This is a genomic window from Synechococcus sp. PCC 7502 (assembly GCF_000317085.1).
Taxonomy (GTDB): domain Bacteria; phylum Cyanobacteriota; class Cyanobacteriia; order Pseudanabaenales; family Pseudanabaenaceae; genus PCC-7502.
Genome location: NC_019702.1, coordinates 2072287 through 2094495, shown reverse-complemented (window position 1 = coordinate 2094495; position 22209 = coordinate 2072287). Strand labels below are relative to the sequence as shown.

Below are 22209 nucleotides of genomic sequence, written 5' to 3'. Positions count from 1 at the left end.
TATGCTTAAGCTCATAAATTTAGGGTTTTGAACTAGTAATGACAGCTAAATCTAAATCCCTTGTCAGTATTGCGGGAATTGTTGCGGTTGCAACCCTGCTCAGTAAAGTTTTAGGATTACTACGCCAAGTGGCGATCGCTGCTGCATTTGGTAATGGAACCGCCTATGGTGCTTATAACTTTGCCTATGTAATTCCGGGGTTTTTGCTAATTTTACTGGGCGGAATTAATGGACCTTTCCATAGTGCGATCGTTAGTGTCTTGTCTAAGCATGATCGTCAAGATGTTGCTCCGATTATGGAGACTATTACCACCCTCGTTACGGGAATTTTATTGCTGGTAACATTAGCAATTATGATCTTTGCAGAGCCGTTAATGCATCTTGCTGCTCCGGGTTTATTTATTGCGGAATCAGAACTGCGGGCTAAGGGTTTTGATCTGGCGGCGATCGCTGATCTAAGGATCACTAGAGATATTGCCATTCAGCAACTGCAAATTATGGCACCGATGGCGGTACTCGCTGGCTTAATCGGCATAGGATTTGGCGCACTTAATGCTGCGGATGCTTACTGGTTACCTTCGGTTAGTCCTTTGTTTTCCAGCCTTACGGTACTAGTAGGAATTGGGGGCTTGGCTTGGACGTTGGGGAGCAAGATTTTATCACCAGAATATGCAGTTTTAGGTGGCGCAGTATTGGCATGGTCAACTTTAGCAGGGGCTGTTTTGCAATGGCTTGTCCAAATTCCGACTCAGTGGCGATCGGGAATGGGAGGTTTACGCCTACGCTTTGATTGGCAACGTCCCGAAGTTAAAGCTGTAATTAAAATTATGGCACCTGCTACTTTTTCCTCTGGAATGCTGCAAATTAACGTTTGGACAGATTTATTTTTTGCCTCTTTTATTCCCAATGCGGCGGCGGCAGTATCAGCAATGGGCTATGCAGGGTTATTAATTCAAACACCGTTAGGGATTTTATCTAGTGTAATCCTTGTACCTCTATTCCCAGTTCTATCAAAGCTCACCGATCCTAGTGATTGGGATGAATTAAAACAAAGGATTCGCCAAGGGTTAATTCTCACTGCTCTAACCATGTTGCCTCTAAGTGCTTTAATGATTGCTCTGGCTCTACCCATATCCAGAGTAGTATATGAACGCTACGCCTTTAATAACCAAGCTTCCCAGCTAACGGCTGCGGTTTTAGTTGCCTATGCGGTTGGCATGTTTGTGTACTTGGCAAGGGATATTTTAATACGGGTATTTTATGCCCTCGGTGATGGTGATACCCCTTTTCGCATTAGTGTTATCAATATTTTTTTGAATGCGCTGTTTGATTATCTACTAGTACAAAGGTTCGGAGCGCCGGGTTTAGTATTAGCAACCGTAGGTGTGAATATTACCTCTATGATTGCCTTACTATATTTTTTAGATCGTAGGCTGAATGGATTACCTTGGCAAGAATGGAGCCTACTAATTTTGGGATTAACGGGGGCTAGTTTTTTAGCTGGTATTGGTAGTTGGCTAGTCTTAGTCGCTACCCCAAGCCTAAATCAAGGTTTGTTATGGCAATTAATCCAATTAGGTTTGGCGAGTTTGGTTGGTTTAGTAATATTCTCAGTCTTAACTTGGCAAATGAAATTACCAGAGATAAAAGGATTAGTTTCCCTAGTCAAACAAAAATTTTTCCGTCCTAGCTAGTTTAACCGCATTACCTCCGCTCTTAATTTCCGTGGTTAGTTTGATTTGATATAGGACTTACGCATTTAGAGAAATGACGATGTATGGATTCAGGTTGGTAGAGGTTGTAAGAGATTTTCTAAGATAAATTGACGAATGACAGATGGAATGGAGAAATAGGCTTTTTGTTATGATGCGATGAATTCAACCGTTATCACTAAAATGGGAACTGAAAGCGATCGCATTTGGTCATGTTGTGTATAAGTTCAGACGGAGGTTATTCTATGTTATCTAAAGCTATTTCATCCTTAGTGCTAACTGCGATCGTGAGTGGAGCCGTGCATATCCCACCCATTCAGGCAGAGAGTAATCAGTTTAATCCCAGTCGTAATTTTAAAATAGCTCAAGTATTTCGCCAAAATTCAGTATTAAGAGCAGGGGAAAGCATTGAAGTTAGGCTAGACAGTTCTGAAACCTTATATATCGGCAAAGGTGAAAGAAAAACCGCAGACCTCCGTGTTGATCAAGATGTAATCTCAGCTAACGGTACCGTTTTAATCCCTGAAGGTGCGATCATTGGCGGTGAGTTTGTCCCAGTATCTGGTGGTGCAAAATTTGTGGCTAAAACCTTGACTAGCAGAGGTGGAACCGTAAGACTATTGGCTGAATCCGACCTAATCAATGATGTTAAAGACCCCCGTGAAACTGGAGTTGGTTCCATTGCCGGTGATGCAGCGATTGGTGGTTTGGCTGGAGCGCTTTTAGGTGGGATTTTTGGCGATCGCTCGATTTCTACGGAAAAAATCCTCGGTGGAGCTGCCGCAGGGGTCATCGTTGGAAATGTTACAGCCCCTCAAGTTGTGGTCATTGAACCCTCTACTCCTTTTACTATTGTGACTAGAAACAACATCACCTTCACAACTAGGGATAACTTTTAATATTTAATAACCAAAGCGATCGCTGTCATAAAAATTAAGTCGCCCATAACCTAAAAACTGTCCGTGGGCGGTATCGCCTTGGGGAAAAGCTGTTACTGCAAATAAATAGACTCCTCCGTATCGGGGATTACGCACTGCCCGTAGGGGAATATTAATGGTTTCACCCGGAGCAATGGCAGGATTAAATACCACGGTAATATTTTTGTCTTGATCCTGAGCGATCGCTATCCCTGTTGGGTTATTAACTGTATTATCAACTTCAAAATTAACGTCATCAAGGGACTTATAGGGTTTAATCTCTAGCCTTTGCAAAGATTCACCCGCATCCTTAGGCACAGAAACTTTGAAGTAATAAACGGCATTGGTAACATTAACAAGATTTTGGGTGGTGTAGGCATCCACCAGTTGCGGAACTTGATTAAAATAGGTTTTACCATCACGCAAACGTACAGCTTCACTAGCACCAATAGGTAGCACAGCGAATAAAGTTAAGGCAAATCCTAAATTATAGATTACAGGATAGATTAGGCGATCCATAATTCCCTCTATAAAACTGATTAGAACTAATTTAGTAGTTCAGGTAGCAATCTCCTTAGGGACTAGTCTAGCACTGACATTATTAATATTTCTGTAGTCCCATTAAAGTTATTGACCACATTTTTTATCTGTGATCTTATTATCAGGTAGGACTTACGCACTCAAATTTATAAAGTAATGGTAGAAGGGAGTTTGAGGCTACGCCCTCAGTTGGGACTTTGCCCCAAACCCCTTTTAAATCTAGGTTTTTCTTTTATGCTGCGTAAGTCCTGATCAGGATCAGGTCTTTAAAATCCATAAAATCCATTAATTAAAATTGAATTATCAGTTCCTACTTATCTAAGTCGCTATTCTTAGCTCGTCAATCTATAAAAATTTTGCCATGAAAATATGTCATGAAAATATTAGTGGTTGAAGATGATCAGAGAATTTTAATGTCTTTGGTTGAAGCTTTGAGCGATCGCCACTATGCCGTTGATACTGCCATCGATGGGCTAGCGGGGTGGGAACTGATTAAAACTTTCCCCTACGATCTGGTGGTATTAGATTTAATGTTACCAAAGCTAGATGGAATTTCCCTATGTCATCAATTGCGTCAAGCTGGCTATACTATGCCCGTATTGATGTTAACAGCCAAGGACACTAGCAGTGATAAGGTATCAGGCTTAGATGTGGGGGCTGATGATTATGTGATTAAACCCTTTGATCTAAAGGAGTTATTAGCAAGGATTCGAGCCTTACTGCGGCGGGGAACCAGATCAAGTTCACCAATTTTAGTCTGTGGTGATCTGCAACTTGATCCAGCTACCTGTAAGGTTACCTATGGCGATCACCCACTTTTTTTAACTCCGAAGGAATACATGCTTTTGGAATTACTTTTACGTCATAATGGTCGTACGCTTAGTCGCAACGATATTTTGGATCATCTGTGGTCATCGGAAGACCCGCCCGGTCAGGAAACGGTTAAAGTCCATATTCGGGGATTAAGACAAAAACTCAAAGCTGTAAACGCGAGTCATGATTTTATCGAAACTGTATATGGGTTGGGATACCGCCTTAAGCAGGGTGTTTAAAAGAATAAAATATAAATATTATTCCGTAGGAAAAACCAGAAGCCTTTATCCGAAAATACCCTTTCTCTCTAACTTGACATGGGGATTGTTATTACCCTATACGTTTACGATGTTGGCAATTATGGGAGTCTCAGCGATCGCTGTGTATCAGTTTTTTGCCCAAAATCTCTATCGTGAGTTAGATCAGGAATTATCAACCCTAGCTACTGCTGCTGCTCACAGCTTACCCAATGCCCTCTCAGGCAAAATGAGTAAAAATCTAGTGGTAACCCAAACTCTGCATAACCTTGATAATGATGGTGAGCTAGAAATTCCTTGGCAAGACCTGCGCCGCAATCACCAAACTGTAGAATGGTTTGACTCTCAGGGGAAGCAATTAGCGAGTACGGGCGAGCGCATACCAAGCCGACCCTTGGGTAAAAGTCTCCAGACCTTCCAAGAAAATGGATTGCGCTCCTTAACCATGCCAGTATATATGTCCAGTTCTAAGCCCCCAAAACAAGTCTTGTACGGCTATGTGCGAGTTAGCATTCCCACTGCTGATGAGTTATCTCGATTACTAATGGGATTGCAAATTGGGGGTGGTATTTCTTTGGTTTTAATCGCCAGTACAGGTTTGTGGCTAACTCAGCGATCGCTACAGCCAATTGAGAAAAGTATCCGACAATTACAACAATTTACAGCCGATGCCTCCCATGAGTTGCGAAGTCCCCTAACTGCCATTAGAACTGCGGTAGAGGTCATACAAAGCCATCCTGAACGAGTTCATGCTAGTTATGTGAATAAACTAGAGGCAATTGTTAGTGCTACCCATCAAATGGGACAACTGGTGGAGGATTTACTACTCTTAGATCGGATGGATACACACCCTCTGGCTCCTATTGCTATTACAATTCCTGTTGATGAGGTTTTAGAAGATTTACTAGAATTATTGGAACCCATGGCGATCGCAAAACATATCTCTCTACAATCTCAAGGGCAATGGTCAGGGGATTTTGGGGTTCAGGGTGATGCTAGTAACTTAAGGAGACTATTACTAAACTTAATTGATAATGCCATTAAATATACTCCTAGTGGTGGTGAGGTCAGGGTTAGTCTCTTAAAAACTGATACCGTAATCACTATCAAAGTTGAAGATACTGGAATTGGGATTGCCCCTAACCAAATTAATAGGGTATTTGACCGTTTTTGGCGTGCCGATCAAGCCCGTTCATATTTTGAGGAAGGTTCAGGTCTGGGTCTAGCAATTGCCCAAGCGATCGCCCGCATGCACAAAGGGGAAATTTTTGTCTCTAGCCAACTCAATGTCGGTAGTTGCTTCACATTGGTTTTACCATCGGCTTAGGTATCTTAACTGCTGAGGTACTAATGATAAACTTGGAGCATTAACTTCTTGAATTTGCTATGAATGCTAAGCTCATCCAATTATTCCGCAAGTTCCATCGTCTGATTGCCATAATTATTGCGATTCCATTCACCTTAATTGTGCTAACTGGCATGGCAGTAACCATAGAAGAGCAATGGCAATTTCTGGATATTCACCTATCACGGGGATTTTTGCTTGATTTACACACAGGTGCCATCTTTAACTTGCAGGCATTTTATCCAATCTTAAGTGGTTTGGGGTTGATTGGGCTTTTGGTTAGTGGTATTTCTCTAACTGGTATATTCCGCCGTAATCCTAAGAAATCCTAAAGTAAGACAGCAGTTAAGACACCTTAAGATTATTAGCAAATCCAGATTATAGGAACGCTTTCATGAAAAAAAGTAGCAAATCAGCCCGTTTTTATGCGTTTCTGTCTATTGGTGCGGCAGTAATGACAATTGCCCTCAAATTAGGTGCATATTTACTCACTGGTTCAGTTGGGCTACTTTCCGATGCCTTGGAGTCAGGTGTTAATTTAGTTGCCGCCATAGTTGCTGTGTGGGCATTGACCTATGCTGCGAAGCCCCCAGATCAAGAACATACCTTTGGTCATTCTAAGGCTGAATATTTTTCCAGTGGCGTAGAGGGAGCTTTAATTTTAGTTGCTGCTGTCAGTATTGCGATCGCTGCTATAGAGAGACTATTTCATCCCCAACCCTTAGAGCAATTTGGCATAGGACTAGCACTTTCCTTTGTAGCATCACTCATAAACGGTGGATTGGCATTAATACTACTAAAAGCAGGAAAGCGGTTGCGGTCTATTACTCTACGCGCCGATGCCCATCATTTACTTACTGATGTTTGGACTTCCGTTGGTGTGATTCTAGGACTATTACTCGTACCCTTAACAGGTTGGTTAGTACTTGACCCGATTGTGGCTTTGTTTGTGGCGGTTAATATTGTCTGGACAGGCGTTAAGCTCATTGGGGAAAGTGGCTCTGCTCTTTTAGATGCGGCAATTCCCCATACAGAACAGCAATTGATTACGGATATTCTTTCTCCCTATGATCGCCAAGGTATCCAGTTTCACTGTATGCGGACTAGAGTTGCAGGCTCCCATCGGTTTGTCTCCTTTCACATCCTTGTACCCGGCGAATGGACAGTGCAGAAAGGACATGATATTTGCGAAGAAATTGAACAGGCGATCGCTTTAGCCCTACCAGAAACCCATGTATTTACCCACTTAGAACCGATAGAAGACCCAGTATCTTGGGATGATGAAAAATTAAATTAACTTTCTTTTTAAAGGCTATTTTATTAAACCAATCTCTCGTAACCGTTCTTGTAGATATTCCCTAGCAGTTTTTGTCCCAGATAAAACCACCTCAGGACGGGCATGGAGAAACATCGGCATGGAGTAGCGAGAAATATGAGCAGATTCACCATTAATTACCCTATGGGTTGTGGAGCGGTAATAGCCCCCGGTTGCTAACTGCAACATATCACCAACATTAATGACAATATCACCCAAATTTGAAGGCACATCATGCCAAACTCCAAAATTATCCAAAACCTGTAACCCTGTGGCAGTAGCGGCAGGCAGCAAAGTGATTAAATTAATATCCTCATGAGCAGCGGCTCGAATTGCACCATCAGTGTATTCTGAAGTTAGAGGCGGGTAGTGCAGAATTCGTAATAAATTCTCTTGACTATTTTTAATCATGCCTTCAAGGGACATAGTTAAATTGTCACGCACCACATCGGGGGAAACTGACTCAATCCAACTTAATAACTCTTCGCCAAGGTTAATTAAACTTTGAAATAATTGCCAACTGCGATCGCTCATCCCCTTGGGTAAATTATGGGATTTGTACAGATGGAAAAACTCCTTTAAATCTGGCTGGGAATATCCCTTAGCTGTTTCAGTTTGGAAAGGGAAATAACCCGCTTGAATTTCTGGCTTGAAAGTATAAAGGGTTTTAGTTGGGGAATTAAAAAACTCTGCCCACTCGGTATAAACATCACTAATTAGCTGGGCATCAATGGGATGATCGGAAAGTACGACAAAGCCAATATTATGGAGTGCCTCTGCCAATAACTGCGGCGCAATTTGATCTGTATAGTTAACCTGAGGAAATTGCATATTGCTAAATCTGGCTCTGAATATACTTAAGGATAAAATTCTTTAACCGACAATCCCCGCCATCATCGATAAACCATAGCAGAGAAATCCACTCCCTAAAGGTACGGTCAAATTATCTGTTCCCCCCGGTGAAATTGCTTCAAACAAAGTTGCCACGATCGCCACAGGTAGAGGAATTAACCATGAAAATTGACCAGCGATCGCCAAAACCACAACCGTCACTATATAACTGGTAACTAGCATAGCTAAAGAGCCTTCCCAAGTTTTTTTACTGTCCATAAATAGGTAAGGATGTTTGCCCCATTTTTGCCCAATTAAGGCAGCTAAGCCATCGCCCCACGCCATCACCAATACACCCACCACAGCATATTCAGGTAGCTTAATACTCCAAAACCACACCACCAAGCAGGTAATACTCACAGCATAATAAAATACGCCCAAGGTCTTACGTCCCACGCTATTCAGCATTGGCAAAATCGGCTGATGATAAGAGATATAAGTAATAATGCAAAAGCTAACACAGGCAATTAGGCACACCCACAAGGGAATACCTAAACCCCAAGCCAAAACAATAATATTTCCCGTGCCAATATGAACAACTTTACGAACTAGCTCTGACTCACCTTTCCACTGCCGTAAAATTTCTGCAATTAGTAATACACCTCCTAGCCAAATGGCGATCGCCCCAACTTGAAGCCATAGAGGAAAAGGAGACGAAATTAAATCAGGCATATTAATCTATCAAGCTTGCTGGTTAAATTATTTATCTTGCTGCATATTAAAATGCTCATGATCGAGGTTAGAAATTGCTATATTGAATAAAGATTAGACAAACTTTTATTAAATTTACCTCAAACTCTGTGCTAGTAGCGCAATCCTCAACTATTTATCCGTATATTTGCCAGCATTTAACGGCAATGAGGTCAAAATGACAAATGATCAAGTTCTTTATGAAACCTTACTTTGCGCCTATAGCAATCAATTAGAAGCGATTAATTTACTCAAACGCTATAGACCATATTTTGAGTTGATTCCCAGCCTACGTCGAGCTACGGATAGTGTAATTACAATCCCATTACCTGTGGTTAAAATATCTAACTACAAAGAAAATGATCAAAACTTTCAACTAATGTGCGATGTTGCTCTGCTTATGTGTGACCCAGAGTGGAAAATTAAAACGGGGAGGGAGGTATTTATCTTTATCCATCGTCCCAACGAAGAATTTTCTGAGTTATTAAATCGGTGGCGGCAGGTAGAAGTAATACTTGGCAATGAGTATAGTTGGCTACTCCCCTGGAAGCATCATCAGATTATGAATGATAAGGGCGAATATCTTTATCCTTTATTTGTAACTTGTAGTTATACCCCTGAACGGATTAAACGTGGACTGACAGGAGCAGCCCTGCCCACGGTTGCCATAGATGTTGCTGAATCTGAACAAAGAGAACTAGAGTCAAGTTTGATTAACTCCAATTATGAATTAAGCGAGTAACATTTTCACTGGAAAATTACAACCTATTTTACGACCAAGTAATACGTTGGGGTATGGGGCTGCACACCACGCAGAGGTTCAAGCTCCGTAATACACAAACTCATAAAAGACTGTATAGAAGCGGAAAGTTAAAAAAGAGGCTCAATAGGTATTTCGGGAAGGTGAAAGAAAGGAAGAGTTTGATAATACTGTAGCGAAACCCAGAAGCAGCTAACACTATGCTGAGTGTGAACTTAACCCATCTAATCGATGAGGAAAAATGTTACGAATCAGTCCGTCAGATGGGATGGACAACAGGGGTGTTCTGTCATGCAAAAATTCAGATGTGATAAAGCGAGGTAAAGATGAAACACCTATTGAGACTATATGCTTAGTCTAATTTTTTAGCTAATCTCGACCCTAAAATTGGTCTGCTGATATTGACTAGGGCTATAGGTTTTAAGCTGTAGAGCATGGACTAAACCACTATTTAGGTATTCCTTGAGGGCATCATTGACAAATCGATGTTGCTTGATCATTGATAATCCTTCAAATTGAGCAGAAATCACGATCGCCGCAAAATGTTGACCATCTCGATTGGGGTCTAATACTTCGACTTGAGCATCAGGTAAAGCTTGTAAAATTAAAGACTTAATATCTTCAGTAGAAACCATTGGGATTTTTAGTTATATTTTTAGTGAATTTGTTGCTAATTTAGCACAGAACCCACAACCCTCATTTTATGATGGTTTATAGAGCCTGTTTCATATCTATTATGAGCAAGATGTATGATACTTAGAAAATGCTAAATCCATACTCAAGTAGCCTAACAGATAAAGAATGGGAAATTATAGAACCATTGCTCCCAAAGAAAAAGCAAACTAGACCGCCAACTTGGACAAAAAGACAAATTTTAGACGGCATACTCTACCAACTCAAAAACGGTTGTAATTGGCGAGATATGCCCCGAGACTTACCACCATTCTCTACAGTCTATCGATACTACAAGGAGTGGAAAGATACAGGTACATTTACTGCGATTATGGAAACCTTGCATTCAACAGCCCGTGAACAGTCAAAAAAAATCAAAATGGACAACTTTAATCATCATTGACTCACAAGCAGTGAAAAATACTTGTAATGCAAGTATAGAATCCAAGGGCTTCTGCTCCTACAAAGCAACTAACGGGATCAAAAGACATTTAGCCGTTGACACTCTGGGATTTCCTTTCTTTACCTATTTAACAAGAGCAAATGTATCAGATGACCAAGGACTGATTGAGATGTTAACGATTAACATTGATTACTTCAAATCGAAACCAGATGACATTACGCTAACTACGATATTGCTGGATAGTGGTTATCATATCGAGAAACTGATCCAAGAACTAGAGAAGATATATCCTGAGATTATGACTAAGATTAGGTTTGAAATTTCTCCTAAGGTATCAAAGCAACAGAAGGCAGAAAAAGGTCTGTCTGGGTTTGTAGTTGTGCCGACAAGGTGGGTAATTGAAAGGTCAAATGCTTGGGTTGAAAGATGCAAAATCTTAGTTAAGAACTTTGAGAGAACTCTCGTTAATGCTACAGCTAAACTCAATCTTTGCTTTATTCGTTTGATGCTAAAAAGAATTGCTACTCATGAGATATGAAACAGGCTCTATAAAAGTCTATAAAATTGTGATGTGATCGCCCTTTCGTAAAATTCCATCTCCTAGGTTACTAAGTCTTGTATTCACAGTCAAACGATAAAAATGATTGAACTGTGATCGCTCTGCCCAAGCAGGTAAAAGTTCCTGCCTTTTCTTACTAAATGTTTTTTGAAAGTTGGGATAAACTTCACCAGTTTCAGGGTTTCTAGTTGGCACCACACACCGAGCGCAGGGATTAATACCCAGAAATTCCACATTCCCAATCTGAAATTTTGAATTATCACCCTTACGAGCAAATAATTGATCTTCCCAAAATGGTTCCACATCAGCAAGCTCTAAATTCGCCCGAAACCTTGCCCGTACCTCGTTCAAACTCAAATCCCCATACCAAGATTGAACCATCTCTAAAGTTGCAGTACTAGTAATAGTGGGAGCAGGAGACTCGGTATCATCAGGGAATCCCATTTCTAAGTTTTTAATTAGGTTTACCTTAAATTCAAAAAAACCACTCATCCATTCTTCTAAATCTTTGGTGCCTGCATCGGAGCTTAAATCAAAGTAAAAATTCTGATCCTGTCCTTGGATTTTAATTTCTACGGTTTTGTGCTTTAAATCAAACTGCGATCGCAACAGGTGAATTTTAGGATAACGCTTCGCATTAACAAACTGCCCAGAATTATCAATCATGGCATAGGAGCGATCGCCCACCAAAGCCCCACTGGGTAATACTTCAATCTCAGATACTTCAACTCGATCTAGAGACTTAATTGGATAGATAAAAATCTTATCAAGGTAAGGCATAATCTCAGAATATAACTCTGAATCACGGGGTGGAAATCTATGAAGATTGTAATTGGTTTTATCATTTTATGTATTTTTTTCGGTGCCATAGAGCATTATTTTCCCTTAAATCCACAGCAAAAACGCTTTCGGTCGGGCTGGTTCACCGATGTTGTGCATTTTTTTATCAGCCATTTTTTAATTAATGTTGGAAGTTATGTGGGTTTTGTCGCTTTATATCTTCTGTTTTATAAATTTATGGATTTCCCTTGGCTGCTTGCCGTGTGTTCTCAACCACCTTTGCTCCAATTTTTAGAGGCTTTTGCGATCGCACACCTATCCTTTTACATTATTCATCGGTTAGCACATACCAACCCCTACCTATGGAAATTTCACACCATTCACCACAGCAGTAGTGAACTAGATTGGCTAGCATCTGTCCGCATTCATCCTATCGAGGGTATAGTTACAAATGTTGCCGTAGGCTTACCTCTATTTTTTTTAGGATTTAATAAAGATACCTTTGGAATTTATTTGATTTTTTCAGCAATTCTTCCGATCCTCAACCATGCCAATACTAAATTATCTTTCCCAATTTTACGATGGCTAATTGCTACACCAGAGTTTCATCACTGGCATCACAACAATGATTCTAAAAGTTGTAACTTCTCTGGCTTTCCAGCGATCGATCTAATATTTGGTACTTTCTATTTGCCCAAAAATCGTATGCCTGATCGCTACGGAATAGATAGTTTTGTTCCTCAAAATTATTGGCAGCAGCTTATCTATCCCTTTAAGAATAATGAGCCCAAGAACTAATTAAAACTTCTCCCCAATCCCAAAGCTAAACTGAGTTCCGCCATTAGTTGCTAACCCATAGTCAATGCGAATATTCCCTAAAGGCGAGTTTACCCGTAGCCCAATCCCATAACCACCCCCACTACCGGGCTTACCTCTCACACCTGCGGGATTCCCTGGTACGCTACTGGCACTGCCAAGATCGGTGCCATACTCAGCAAATAATACCCCACCAACAATGGAAAATATCGGAAATCTATATTCAGCTGAAACCAAAGCAAAACTACGTCCTGTACCGATTTTACCTTCATCCCAACCTCGCACAGAGTTACTTCCTCCCAATCTAAATGCTTCATAGGGTGGTAAAGTTCCAATTACGGTTCCCGTTTGAAAGTTCAAGGCAATGGTTTGCGGACCTTCAGAAAAATTAATTAAACTAATGGGATAAAACACGCTATAGCTCAACCTTACTCTATTAAAAAAGATAGAGCCATTGCCCAGAGGAATAGATTGCTCGGTGGCTACACGTAGTACAGAACCACTGGTTGGTCTAGTCGGATCATTGCGTAAATCTTGGGCTGCTGCTAACTGAAATAAAAATAAGTCATCGGTACCCGAAGGACTGATCGAAAGCTGATTACCCAGTCGATCAAAAGGAGAAACATTACCATTGTCATCTGTAATAGTTACCCGCTCATACCTAAATCCCGCAGAAGCATTAATTGTATTAGTAATAGGACGAGCAAAACTAAAACCAAAGCCCAGACGATTTTCACGGGGATTAATGTCATCAAGTCTATTACCATTGGCATCAAAATTAGGATTAAGAATACCTACAGGACTATCAAACACAAAGCTAAATAGACGGCGATTAAAAATATTAGCAGTGAAAGAAGTACGGTTAGGGTCACCTGCTAGCCAGGGGTCAGTAAAGCTGACATCAAATAGTAACTCTTTCTCTCCAACTTGAGTCTCGAAGCCAATTCTTTGATTATTTCCCCCAAGGTTAGACTGTTGATAGCTAAAGGTGCCAAATAATCCCGTGGCAGAACTTAAACCCGCTCCAAAGGAAATTGAGCCAGTATTGCGTTCTTTTACATTAATTGTGACCACAACCTTTCGTGGATCGGTACCAGGATTTAGCCCCACATTGACATCATCGAATATACCCAGTCCATAGACTTTTTGTAGATCGGACTGTACAGAATTTCGATTAAATACATCCCCCTGCTTGAGATTGAGTTCACGGGTAATGATAAAGTCACGGGTATTACCTTTCACAGGCGTACCATCGGCATTTTGAGTTTTGTTATCTTCATTTAAGAAACCAACTTTAATATCTTCAATTTGCCCCTCTGCCACGGTTAACTTCACATTACCGTCTTGTTGAGACTTAACATCCACAACTTGGGCAAGCACAAATCCTCTGTCTTGGTAATATTTCTCTAATTCTTTAATTCCCGCTTGTAAGGTAGAAAGATTGGTGATCTTATTATATTGAGGAGAAAATATCCGATCTACAACCCCAGCCTCAAGTACTGTTGCTCCTTCCACATTCACTGCTTTCAGAATGGGATTGGGTAGCACTGTAAATACGACTCGAACGCCAATGTCAGTATCTTGGGGATCAACGTCAGGTAGCCCCGTAAAATAGCCAGTAGCAAACACGGCTTCGCGATCGCGTTGAATTTGACTAGCAGTGGTAGGGCGACCAGGTTTAGTAGTAATGACATCATAGACTTCCTGTTCTAGCTGAGGGGGTAATCTCTTGCCATCTGGGGTTAAAATTACAACCTCACCAATCAAAACTTGGGTTTCTGGAGCGGTTGGAGTTGTGGGTGTAGTTGGAACTACAGGAGTAGTTAAGGGAGTGGTTGGGGCTGTAGGTTTAGTTGGCTGCGCTTGGGATGGATTAATTAGAGATGCAAAACTAGATGAGACTAGGGCTGCTAAGATAACAGGGCTTAAACGCATACTGAATTCACCTACACCAATTAATAAACAGCAATTTACAACTTATCAAAATAACTTATCTAAGTGACTAACTTTAGCTAATTAAGTTCTTGATTTTTAATACAGACCTTAGCTTTTATAAAAGTTTTTATTTTTAGTCCTTAATAGTATCCATGATTTCGTCAATTTTGCGACATTACTCGAGCTAAAACTTCTTCGTATGCAGCTGCAACATTACCTAAATCTTGACGAAACCGATCTTTATCCATGATCTTTTGCTTTGGATCGGTGGTTAAAGTATCCCAAAGGCGACAGGTATCTGGGCTAATTTCATCTGCCAATAGAATTTTCCCTGAACTGTCTAGCCCGAATTCTAGTTTGAAATCTACTAGGGTTAGGTGGCGATCGCTAAAAAATTGTTGTAAGTATTGATTAATAGTGAGTGCCATTTGCTTTAATTGAGTCACCTGTGTGGGAGTAGCAAGCTCTAAAAGTTGAATATGGTCTTCCGTAAATAGTGGATCACCCAAGTCATCATTTTTATAAAAGAATTCGACAAGAGGATACTTAAGTACAGTTCCAGATGTAATCCCTGTGCGGGCAACAAAGCTTCCTGCGGCAATATTTCTAACGACAACTTCTAAAGGTAAAATCTTGACTGCGGCTACTTCCATTTGGTTAGGGGCAGTCTGGGCAATGAAGTGGGTGGGAATACCTTGATTTTCTAAAAACTGAAATAAATGAGTAGCGATCGCACAGTTAATTTCCCCTTTTCTGGTAATTTGTCCTTTCTTTTGGGCGTTAAAAGCTGTGGCATCATCTTTGAAATGCGTTAACAAAATCTCTGGTTTATCTGTGGTGTAGAGAATTTTAGCTTTGCCTTCGTAAAGTTTTTGACTCATGCGTTATATGCAAACTTGACACTAGGCTAAGATTCTAACTCTAAAATCTTCACTTTAGACCCTTAGTGGTGCAGAAAACTTTTTAAGTCTTAGAATGAGACAGGAGTAACACGAGAGAATTCAATACGGTAATCCAACAGCTCTCGTTTAGATTGAGAAGCACAGGCAGGAAGAGGATTGAATTTAGGCAAAATCTGGGCGTTGCAGAGTTTAGTATGAACCAAATATTGTTTAAAGGCTAGGAATAATATCCAGCATAAGCTTTAATTTCTAAGGTTTGTATATTTCATACCTATATCTGCAACGCCTTTTACACTTTTAGTCTTACCTCTCGATAAAGTCACTTGTAGATTAGTCTTTGCCCGAATTGCCCATGACCATTGATTGTGCTGAAGCCAACGTATTAATTCTCCGTGTTCAAACCCTCGGTCGGCTAGCAAAGTGACATTACTCTGGGCTGGTAATACGGTGAGGACTTGTTCTAGCACTGGACGATAATGCTCAAACCCAACTGTGGCACTACCATGTTCTAGAACTACTTGCGCTAGGCTTATCGATCTTCCTCCTCAAATTAAGCATACTTCTATCAAACAAAATTTATCCCACAGTACACTTGTGTCTAGAACTAGTTCTAACGATGCTCCTACAAATGCTTGCAGAAAGTTCTTCAGCAGTGAGTTATAAAATGTTTCAGCGATAATGTGTGGGTTATGGACAAGGTAGTTTAGTCTTTCCATTTGACTTCTTGCTTTGCAGTTCCGATGGCTTAAGTACGGTAGCCAATGGCTCAAGCAGGCACTTTTTGATTGGAGTATGGCTGCTACTGCCTCGGAAAATCCTTGGAGATGTCTTTGATCTTTTGGCTTAATCCATTGACGCAGTTGTGTTTGTAGCTGAAGATAGAGGTGGGGCATTGCATTAGAACTTTTGTTGGAGAACTTGAGCATCTCATGTTTTACCCCTTTCCCTGTCTCATTATGAAAACCAGTGTCTGTCAACCCTTTTAAGACTTTTCTGCACCACTAATGGCTGAAACTAAAGTCTGAGATACTAAAGTCCAAGCAGCGGGGTTTGTATCAGAACCGATATATGTCCCAGGCTTAATATACACTTCTAGCTGATCGGGTCCAGAAAAGCTGATAGAACTTTGATTTATTTCTAATCCAGTAACCTTGAGAGAATTACCAAAAGTAGTGGCATCAAACATAGCTCCATTACTACTATTACCAGCTACAAAGGTTGTTGAAAGAGATAAGGCGTGAACGGGAAGTGTAGCTAGTGTCGTACCAATTGCCGCTAAAGAAGCAGTCAGAAGAGATTTAAGCATTAAACTTAGAAATTACAGAGGATAGCTAACCTTACCCCCCCCCATTTATTTTTGTCAAGTAATTACTGTGCAACGGTTTCAAACAATTACTAAGCTCTAAATTCAGTGAAGCAAATATCCCAAATGGTAAACTTAAACTCTAAATACCAAGAAACCCAAGCAAGAAGAGAAGAAAGACTATGAAATTTCATGAGTTAGAAAGAGAAGCTTTGAGCCTATCTGAGGCAGAGCGACAACATTTAATCAATACTTTAATGGCATCTTTATCTGCAAATGGCAAACGAGCCTCTTTTGGTTGTATGGAAGGAACTGGGGAAATTGTAGAGGATATTGTTGAGCCATCTCTATCTATAACAGAATGGGAGGTACTGAGTGCAGCTTTTGCTTGATACTCACATTTGGCTTTGGTATTTACTGAAAAATCCGAAACTTTCAACTAATTTACAAAACGTGATCGCAGACCCGAATAATGGGCTTTGGCTCAGTCCGATTAGCATCTGGGAGACCATTATCCTTGCCGAGAAAAACCGAATATCTTTGCAGCCTAACACGACTACATGGGTAAATCTAGCCCTAAAAAACTTAGGAACTTATGAAGCCACTTTAAACAATGACATCGCATTACTAAGTCGCCAGATTGAACTACCTCACCAAGACCCTGCTGATCGATTTATAGTTGCTTCAGCAGTTTTTTACAATCTAAAATTAGCAACGGTTGACGTTCATCTTACTAGTTGTTCTTGGCTACAAACAATAAGCTAGCTTAAATCTGAAAATGTGGCACTAACGGTAGGACAAATGACAAGACACGAATGAAGAGATAGTTCTTTTAGGCAATGTGAGTAATCATAATGTCGTTTATTGATTTCCGTCTTAATTTATTGGTTAATCGATCCCATTTTTCTTAAACTTTTGTCAAAATCCCGAATCAAGTAAACCTAAGCTATATATTTGAATAGATAGTCTAAGGAAAAAACGATTATGGGCGAGTCAAAACGACGTAAGGCGGAATTGGGGGATAATTACGGACAACCAGAACCGATTGTATCTTGGCTCCCTTTTTTGACAAAACAAAAAGCTAATCAGTTTGTGCAAATTACGACGACGGGTGCTTGGATTGGCATTGGGATCATGGTTGCCTACTGGGTGACAATTCGGTTTATTGGTCCAGCCTTTGGTTGGTGGAAAGTATACTAAATGGCGGCTTTAACTGATATTGAGTTTTTACCTTACTTAGATCAAACTGGTAATATTTCTCCTGATCTAGTGGGTAAGATTGGAGTGTATGCCATCTTTGATAGCGATCGCCAACTTCAGTATGTGGGCATTTCCCGTGATATAGCGGTAAGTCTAAAGCTGCATATTGTCAGGGTTCCCAGTTTATGTCATTGGCTAAAAATAGAAACCATTGCCAAGCCCAGTCGTACTGCCTTACTGGAAATTCAAGCAGCATGGCAAGCATCTTGTGCAAATACCGATCATGAGCTATGGGAACAACCCTTGAACTGCCTGAGATGGATCACCGATGCTGAAAAAGCTGCCTATGAAAATACTATGAATGAAGCGGAACAGGAAAAAGTATTAAAGAACTTGGCACGACGCATTGAACAAGACATTTTACAGCAACTAGCAAGCCGAGGTGTGGGTTTTGAAGTCCGCTTTAATCCCAAACTCAAGGGTCAGGGGATTTTGGATTTAAAACCATGATTTCTGTACCAACTTGTGAATTATTAATTCCTGCGGCTGGGAGTGGGAGGCGCATGGGTAGCGATCGCAATAAACTTTTACTACCACTTTTAGGTAAACCAATTTTGCAATGGACTCTGGAGGCAGCGATCTCAACTTCCGCAATTTCATGGATTGGTGTCATTGGTCAGCCCTATGACTTTCCTGCGTTTAGGGAAATATTCGCCAAATTAAACTCTGAGAAAATCATTATCCTAATTCAAGGCGGAGATACGCGCCAAGCATCCGTATTTAACGGCTTAAACGCATTGCCTGCAAATTCTGAGTATGTTTTGATCCATGATGGGGCAAGATGTTTAGCTACTCCTGATTTATTTACACGCTGTGCTGAGGCATTACAAACATATTTAGGCTTGATTGCCGCTATCCAAGTTAAAGACACCATTAAGGTTGTCAATGATGGCATAGTTCAATCCACTCCCGATCGCAATTACTTATGGGCTGCCCAAACCCCCCAAGGATTTGCAGTCAAAGAGCTAAAACAAGCACATTTTCAAGCTCAAACCTTAAACTGGGCAGTAACCGATGATGCCGCCTTATTTGAAAAAATTGGGTTGCCTGTACAAATTGTCATGGGGGAAGAGACAAATCTTAAAATTACTACCCCTCAAGATTTAGCGATCGCCGAATTTATCTTAAAGCAAAGATCGCCCCACCCGCTTAACTAGACTCATGCGTACAGATACTATTTTTTACCAATTATTTCAAACCTTTGACACCTTATTGTTTGAGCTAATAGGTGAACCAATTGAAAATGCCGTGGGATATAAATTTGAATCCGTAGAAGTTAAAGAAAAAGCCTTTCGGTTTGATGGGATTTTCACACCGCCCGATACTCTACAAGCAAAACCGATTTACTTTGTTGAGGTGCAATTCCAGCATAAATCAGATTTTTACTGGGATTTAATGGCAGAAATCTGCTTATATTTAAGGCAGTACAAACCTCCAAATCAGTGGAAGGCTGTAGCCATATTTGCCCAACGCACCCTGGATTATGGAAGTTTACATCACTATCAAGAATTTTTTGACAGTGGCAGAATCATTCCCATTTACCTAGATGAATTATTAGTAAATCCCGAATCCCTTGCCCTAGGGGTGGTTCAACTTGTAATTGCAAAACCGATAAATGCCATAAATTTAGCAAAGCAATTAGCGGTCAATGCCAATACCCAAGCAGAAATACTAAAATTAATTGAAACAGTATTAGTTTATAAATTTCCAAAACTATCACGACAGGAGATCGAAGCAATGTTTACCATTAGTGACCTCAAGCAAACCAGAGTTTATCAAGATGCCCGTCAAGAGGGTCGCCAAGAGGGTCGCCAAGAAGGTGAATTATCCCTTGTTTTAAGAATACTTAACCGACGGTTTGGAAAGTTAAGCGATCGCCATATCCTAGCCCTCCAAAAACTAGAAGTCACTCAAATCGAAGAACTCGCCGAGCAATTACTAGATTTCAAATCAATCGATGACTTAGAAAATTGGTTTAATAGTCAAGCTAATTTAGCTAAGGAAGTCCAAGAATAACCCATGCCTGCATTATTTAAAGCTTCTCAATTTAAACAAGTTAAAGTAATCGATGCCATTACCCAGACTGAATCTATTCAAGATATTTTGCTCACATCTGATGGTAACTTTCAAATTGGATTAGATTCGCCTCCAGAAGATGTAGAAATCAGCGATCGCTCTGGGCTCATTTTAGGTACAGGCTTAGTTGATATGTATAGCCACAGTGGAGAGCCGGGATTTGAAAAGCGGGAAACCCTATCGTCTTTGACTGCCTCTGCTAAAAATGGGGGATTTTCTCAAGTCGGTATTTTACCGAATACTCAACCAGCAATCGATAATGCCACTGCTACGGAATTTTGGCGATCGCATTCTTTATTTTTACCTTGGGGAGGAATCACTATTAACTGCGAAGGTAAGGCAATTACAGATTTAGCAGAACTAGCACCCCATGTGGTCGGATTTAGTGATGGCAAACCCATATCGAATTTAGCGTTAGTCCGACGAGTGATGGAGTATGTAAAACCTCTACATAAACCCCTAATGCTGTGGGCGTGGCATAGTAACTTGGCTGAATCTGGGGTCATGCGTGAAGGTAAATGGTCTTTACAATATGGGTTGGCTGGCATCCCTGAAATAGCAGAAACCGTAGCTTTAGCAAGCTTATTAGAATTAGTAGCTTTGACTAAAACTCCCACCCATTTTATGAAAATTTCTACTGCCCGTAGTGTGGAATTAATCGCCCAAGCCAAAAACTCCCATTTACCCGTAACCGCCAGTGTCTGTTGGATGAATTTATGGCAATCGGATCAAGATTTACACTCCTACGATCCCAATTTACGCCTATCTCCACCTTTGGGCAATTCCGAGGATCGGGCAGCCTTGATTAATGGTATAAAAAACGGCACAATTGATGCGATCGCCGTCGATCATACACCCTATACCTACGAAGAAAAAACCGTGGATTTTGAATCAGCACCCTCTGGGGTCATTGGGTTGGAGTTGATTTTAGCGACTCTATGGCAAGAACTGGTAGTAACAGAAAAGCTCACACCCTTGGAACTATGGCAAGCACTCAGTATTAGACCTGCTCAATGTTTAAACCTTGATCCGCAAAACCTAAAACTTGCTACTCTGTTCGATCCTAATCAGACTTGGACAGTCAAAGCGATCGCCTCTCTCTCCACTAATACTTCTGTATATGGCAAAACCCTCACAGGTAAGGTGTTGAGACCGTAAATTTATTTGATCTTGGTTAATTGATCTCCGCTAAAAGACTAGCAATATTCGGATAATTAGACTTAAGCCCAAAGGTTTCGGGACTCACGACTTTATAGGTGAAATGCCGTTGCTTAATGCAAAACCGATCCCATTCCGCCACCTGAATCTTAAAGAGCTTGATCACAATATCAACTAACCAAGGCGTAAGATTTAGTTGGGGTGACCATCTGCCAATGGGCTTTTTAAAAAATGCACAAGCCTCGGCGATCGCCTGATTAACCGTAAGTCTAGGTTCTCCTAATACCAAACGCACAGGGAAATTAAAGTCATCTAAATCCCAACTTAGACGGCAATCATCACTGGTAATTAGTTGAGTAATAATCTGGGCAATATCGCTACCATGAATAAAATGCAAACTGCCATCACCCTTTACCCATCGAATTAAATTAATGTATCCTGCCACTTCTTTTAAACCACCCGACAGGTGTGAATAAGGCTTATTGCCATCTCCGCCAAATACCAAAGTTGGAAATACCGTAATTAGACGATCGCTAATGGCAGAATGTTCTAATTTTTCCAGACAAGCATATTTAGAGCGAATATAGTCTGTGCCAATTTCTCCTGCTGAGGGTAAAAGTTGATTATCTTGATCCAGAATACTCGCAGTGGAAAAGTAAATCGCTCGCTCACACACAGCAGGATTAAGGGCAGCAAATAAATCTACGGTTTTATGTAAGTTGGTGTCAAAGGTAACTTCCGTTCCGCCCCAAGCCGCCGCCGTACTGATCACATAATTCATGGTGCCGAGCAAGTCTCGATATGTCTCAATATCCTGCATGGTGCCTTCAACAATATTAATGCCCGCACGGACGTTTATATCCACCTTAAGCTTGTGGCGATCGCGCACTAAAAGATAAAGCTCATAATCGGTTTTATGAATTAAAGACTCCACTAAATAATGCCCTACGCATCCACTGGCACCCGTAATAAAAACTTTTTTAGTCATTCATCCTGCATCAAAAATTAAGCTGATCCTACTACCAAATTGCCCACGGAAATTTCTATAAACCATCATCTATAATTATTATGGATAATGGAGACGGAAAAACCTAAAACAAAATGC

At 40.7% G+C, this 22209-nt stretch carries 26 protein-coding genes and 1 pseudogene; 17 read left to right on the top strand and 10 right to left on the bottom strand.

Features of this window, described 5'->3' with window-relative positions:
- Nucleotides 1-38 precede the first annotated feature (38 nt).
- A complete protein-coding gene (gene murJ, locus SYN7502_RS10295; protein WP_015168769.1) occupies nt 39-1694 on the top strand; it encodes a murein biosynthesis integral membrane protein MurJ in 1656 nt (551 codons plus the stop codon).
- 263 nt (nt 1695-1957) lie between these two features.
- Nucleotides 1958-2611: a hypothetical protein gene (locus SYN7502_RS10290; RefSeq protein ID WP_015168768.1), complete on the top strand. Its 654-nt coding sequence runs from the start codon at nt 1958-1960 to the stop codon at nt 2609-2611.
- Nucleotides 2612-2614: 3 nt separating this feature from the next.
- Here the strand turns inward: SYN7502_RS10290 and SYN7502_RS10285 are convergent, their stop codons facing one another.
- Nucleotides 2615-3148 carry a DUF2808 domain-containing protein gene (locus SYN7502_RS10285; protein ID WP_015168767.1) on the bottom strand — a complete coding sequence of 178 codons (534 nt, stop codon included), beginning with the start codon at nt 3146-3148 and terminating at the stop codon, nt 2615-2617.
- Between the two features lie 395 nt (nt 3149-3543).
- On the opposite strand from SYN7502_RS10285, the gene SYN7502_RS10280 reads away from it, so the two are divergent.
- The 4 genes from SYN7502_RS10280 (at nt 3544) to SYN7502_RS10265 (ending at nt 6881) form a co-directional block, all read left to right on the top strand.
- Nucleotides 3544-4221 (top strand): response regulator transcription factor, encoded by a 678-nt coding sequence (locus SYN7502_RS10280; RefSeq protein WP_015168766.1) that lies wholly within the window; start codon nt 3544-3546, stop codon nt 4219-4221.
- Nucleotides 4166-5566, top strand: a complete 1401-nt coding sequence (locus SYN7502_RS10275; RefSeq protein WP_015168765.1) for a sensor histidine kinase — start codon at nt 4166-4168, stop codon at nt 5564-5566. Before SYN7502_RS10280 ends, SYN7502_RS10275 begins: the two co-directional genes overlap by 56 nt.
- Nucleotides 5567-5625: 59 nt before the next feature.
- Nucleotides 5626-5916 (top strand): hypothetical protein, encoded by a 291-nt coding sequence (locus SYN7502_RS10270; RefSeq protein ID WP_015168764.1) that lies wholly within the window; start codon nt 5626-5628, stop codon nt 5914-5916.
- 62 nt (nt 5917-5978) lie between these two features.
- Nucleotides 5979-6881, top strand: a complete 903-nt coding sequence (locus tag SYN7502_RS10265) for a cation diffusion facilitator family transporter (RefSeq protein WP_015168763.1) — start codon at nt 5979-5981, stop codon at nt 6879-6881.
- A 15-nt stretch (nt 6882-6896) separates the two neighbouring features.
- Here the strand turns inward: SYN7502_RS10265 and SYN7502_RS10260 are convergent, their stop codons facing one another.
- Both SYN7502_RS10260 and SYN7502_RS10255 read right to left on the bottom strand, forming a co-directional pair.
- The gene (locus SYN7502_RS10260; RefSeq protein WP_015168762.1) at nt 6897-7730 is read right to left on the bottom strand and encodes an isopenicillin N synthase family dioxygenase; all 834 of its coding nucleotides are present in this window, start codon (nt 7728-7730) and stop codon (nt 6897-6899) included.
- Between the two features lie 42 nt (nt 7731-7772).
- The gene (locus tag SYN7502_RS10255; RefSeq protein WP_015168761.1) at nt 7773-8462 is read right to left on the bottom strand and encodes a diacylglycerol/polyprenol kinase family protein; all 690 of its coding nucleotides are present in this window, start codon (nt 8460-8462) and stop codon (nt 7773-7775) included.
- A gap of 196 nt (nt 8463-8658) precedes the next feature.
- On the opposite strand from SYN7502_RS10255, the gene SYN7502_RS10250 reads away from it, so the two are divergent.
- Nucleotides 8659-9222, top strand: a complete 564-nt coding sequence (locus SYN7502_RS10250; protein ID WP_015168760.1) for a hypothetical protein — start codon at nt 8659-8661, stop codon at nt 9220-9222.
- A gap of 383 nt (nt 9223-9605) precedes the next feature.
- Here SYN7502_RS10250 and SYN7502_RS10245 read toward each other — a convergent pair whose 3' ends face one another.
- Nucleotides 9606-9875: a BolA family protein gene (locus SYN7502_RS10245; RefSeq protein WP_015168758.1), complete on the bottom strand. Its 270-nt coding sequence runs from the start codon at nt 9873-9875 to the stop codon at nt 9606-9608.
- A gap of 128 nt (nt 9876-10003) precedes the next feature.
- Here SYN7502_RS10245 and SYN7502_RS10240 point away from each other — a divergent pair, with 128 nt between their 5' ends.
- Together SYN7502_RS10240 and SYN7502_RS10235 are read left to right on the top strand one after the other, a co-directional pair.
- A complete protein-coding gene (locus tag SYN7502_RS10240) occupies nt 10004-10315 on the top strand; it encodes a transposase (protein ID WP_041429164.1) in 312 nt (103 codons plus the stop codon).
- Nucleotides 10269-10853, top strand: coding sequence for a transposase (locus SYN7502_RS10235; protein WP_371257757.1), 585 nt, complete (start codon nt 10269-10271; stop codon nt 10851-10853). Before SYN7502_RS10240 ends, SYN7502_RS10235 begins: the two co-directional genes overlap by 47 nt.
- Nucleotides 10854-10871: 18 nt before the next feature.
- Here the strand turns inward: SYN7502_RS10235 and SYN7502_RS10230 are convergent, their stop codons facing one another.
- Complete coding sequence (locus tag SYN7502_RS10230; protein WP_015168757.1) at nt 10872-11654, bottom strand: MOSC domain-containing protein; 783 nt, start codon at nt 11652-11654, stop codon at nt 10872-10874.
- Between the two features lie 39 nt (nt 11655-11693).
- Between SYN7502_RS10230 and SYN7502_RS10225 the strand changes: the two genes are divergently transcribed.
- Complete coding sequence (locus SYN7502_RS10225; protein WP_015168756.1) at nt 11694-12452, top strand: sterol desaturase family protein; 759 nt, start codon at nt 11694-11696, stop codon at nt 12450-12452.
- On the opposite strand, the gene SYN7502_RS10220 is transcribed toward SYN7502_RS10225, so the two are convergent.
- The 4 genes and pseudogenes from SYN7502_RS10220 to SYN7502_RS10205 form a co-directional block, all read right to left on the bottom strand.
- On the bottom strand, nt 12453-14405 hold the full coding sequence (locus tag SYN7502_RS10220) for a BamA/TamA family outer membrane protein (RefSeq protein ID WP_015168755.1): 1953 nt from the start codon (nt 14403-14405) through the stop codon (nt 12453-12455). It abuts the gene before it with no gap.
- A 161-nt stretch (nt 14406-14566) separates the two neighbouring features.
- Nucleotides 14567-15286 carry a phosphoribosylaminoimidazolesuccinocarboxamide synthase gene (gene purC / locus SYN7502_RS10215; protein ID WP_015168754.1) on the bottom strand — a complete coding sequence of 240 codons (720 nt, stop codon included), beginning with the start codon at nt 15284-15286 and terminating at the stop codon, nt 14567-14569.
- A 311-nt stretch (nt 15287-15597) separates the two neighbouring features.
- A pseudogene (locus SYN7502_RS20980) lies at nt 15598-16200 on the bottom strand (transposase); the annotation flags it as partial.
- 89 nt (nt 16201-16289) lie between these two features.
- Entirely contained in the window at nt 16290-16613 is a 324-nt protein-coding gene (locus SYN7502_RS10205) for a hypothetical protein (protein ID WP_015168753.1), read from the bottom strand.
- Nucleotides 16614-16792: 179 nt separating this feature from the next.
- Between SYN7502_RS10205 and SYN7502_RS10200 the strand changes: the two genes are divergently transcribed.
- The 7 genes from SYN7502_RS10200 (at nt 16793) to SYN7502_RS10170 (ending at nt 21104) form a co-directional block, all read left to right on the top strand.
- Entirely contained in the window at nt 16793-17002 is a 210-nt protein-coding gene (locus SYN7502_RS10200; RefSeq protein ID WP_015168752.1) for a hypothetical protein, read from the top strand.
- Nucleotides 16986-17375, top strand: coding sequence for a type II toxin-antitoxin system VapC family toxin (locus SYN7502_RS10195; RefSeq protein ID WP_015168751.1), 390 nt, complete (start codon nt 16986-16988; stop codon nt 17373-17375). The genes SYN7502_RS10200 and SYN7502_RS10195 overlap by 17 nt, the downstream gene beginning before the upstream one ends.
- A gap of 219 nt (nt 17376-17594) precedes the next feature.
- On the top strand, nt 17595-17810 hold the full coding sequence (locus SYN7502_RS10190) for a DUF2839 domain-containing protein (RefSeq protein WP_015168750.1): 216 nt from the start codon (nt 17595-17597) through the stop codon (nt 17808-17810).
- Entirely contained in the window at nt 17811-18320 is a 510-nt protein-coding gene (locus tag SYN7502_RS10185; protein ID WP_015168749.1) for a GIY-YIG nuclease family protein, read from the top strand.
- The gene (gene ispD / locus SYN7502_RS10180) at nt 18317-19027 is read left to right on the top strand and encodes a 2-C-methyl-D-erythritol 4-phosphate cytidylyltransferase (protein WP_015168748.1); all 711 of its coding nucleotides are present in this window, start codon (nt 18317-18319) and stop codon (nt 19025-19027) included. The genes SYN7502_RS10185 and ispD overlap by 4 nt, the downstream gene beginning before the upstream one ends.
- A gap of 4 nt (nt 19028-19031) precedes the next feature.
- A complete protein-coding gene (locus SYN7502_RS10175; RefSeq protein WP_015168747.1) occupies nt 19032-19886 on the top strand; it encodes an Rpn family recombination-promoting nuclease/putative transposase in 855 nt (284 codons plus the stop codon).
- A gap of 3 nt (nt 19887-19889) precedes the next feature.
- The gene (locus tag SYN7502_RS10170) at nt 19890-21104 is read left to right on the top strand and encodes a dihydroorotase (protein WP_015168746.1); all 1215 of its coding nucleotides are present in this window, start codon (nt 19890-19892) and stop codon (nt 21102-21104) included.
- Nucleotides 21105-21120: 16 nt separating this feature from the next.
- Here SYN7502_RS10170 and SYN7502_RS10165 read toward each other — a convergent pair whose 3' ends face one another.
- Nucleotides 21121-22092, bottom strand: a complete 972-nt coding sequence (locus SYN7502_RS10165) for an NAD-dependent epimerase/dehydratase family protein (protein ID WP_015168745.1) — start codon at nt 22090-22092, stop codon at nt 21121-21123.
- Between the last annotated feature and the right edge of the window lie 117 nt (nt 22093-22209).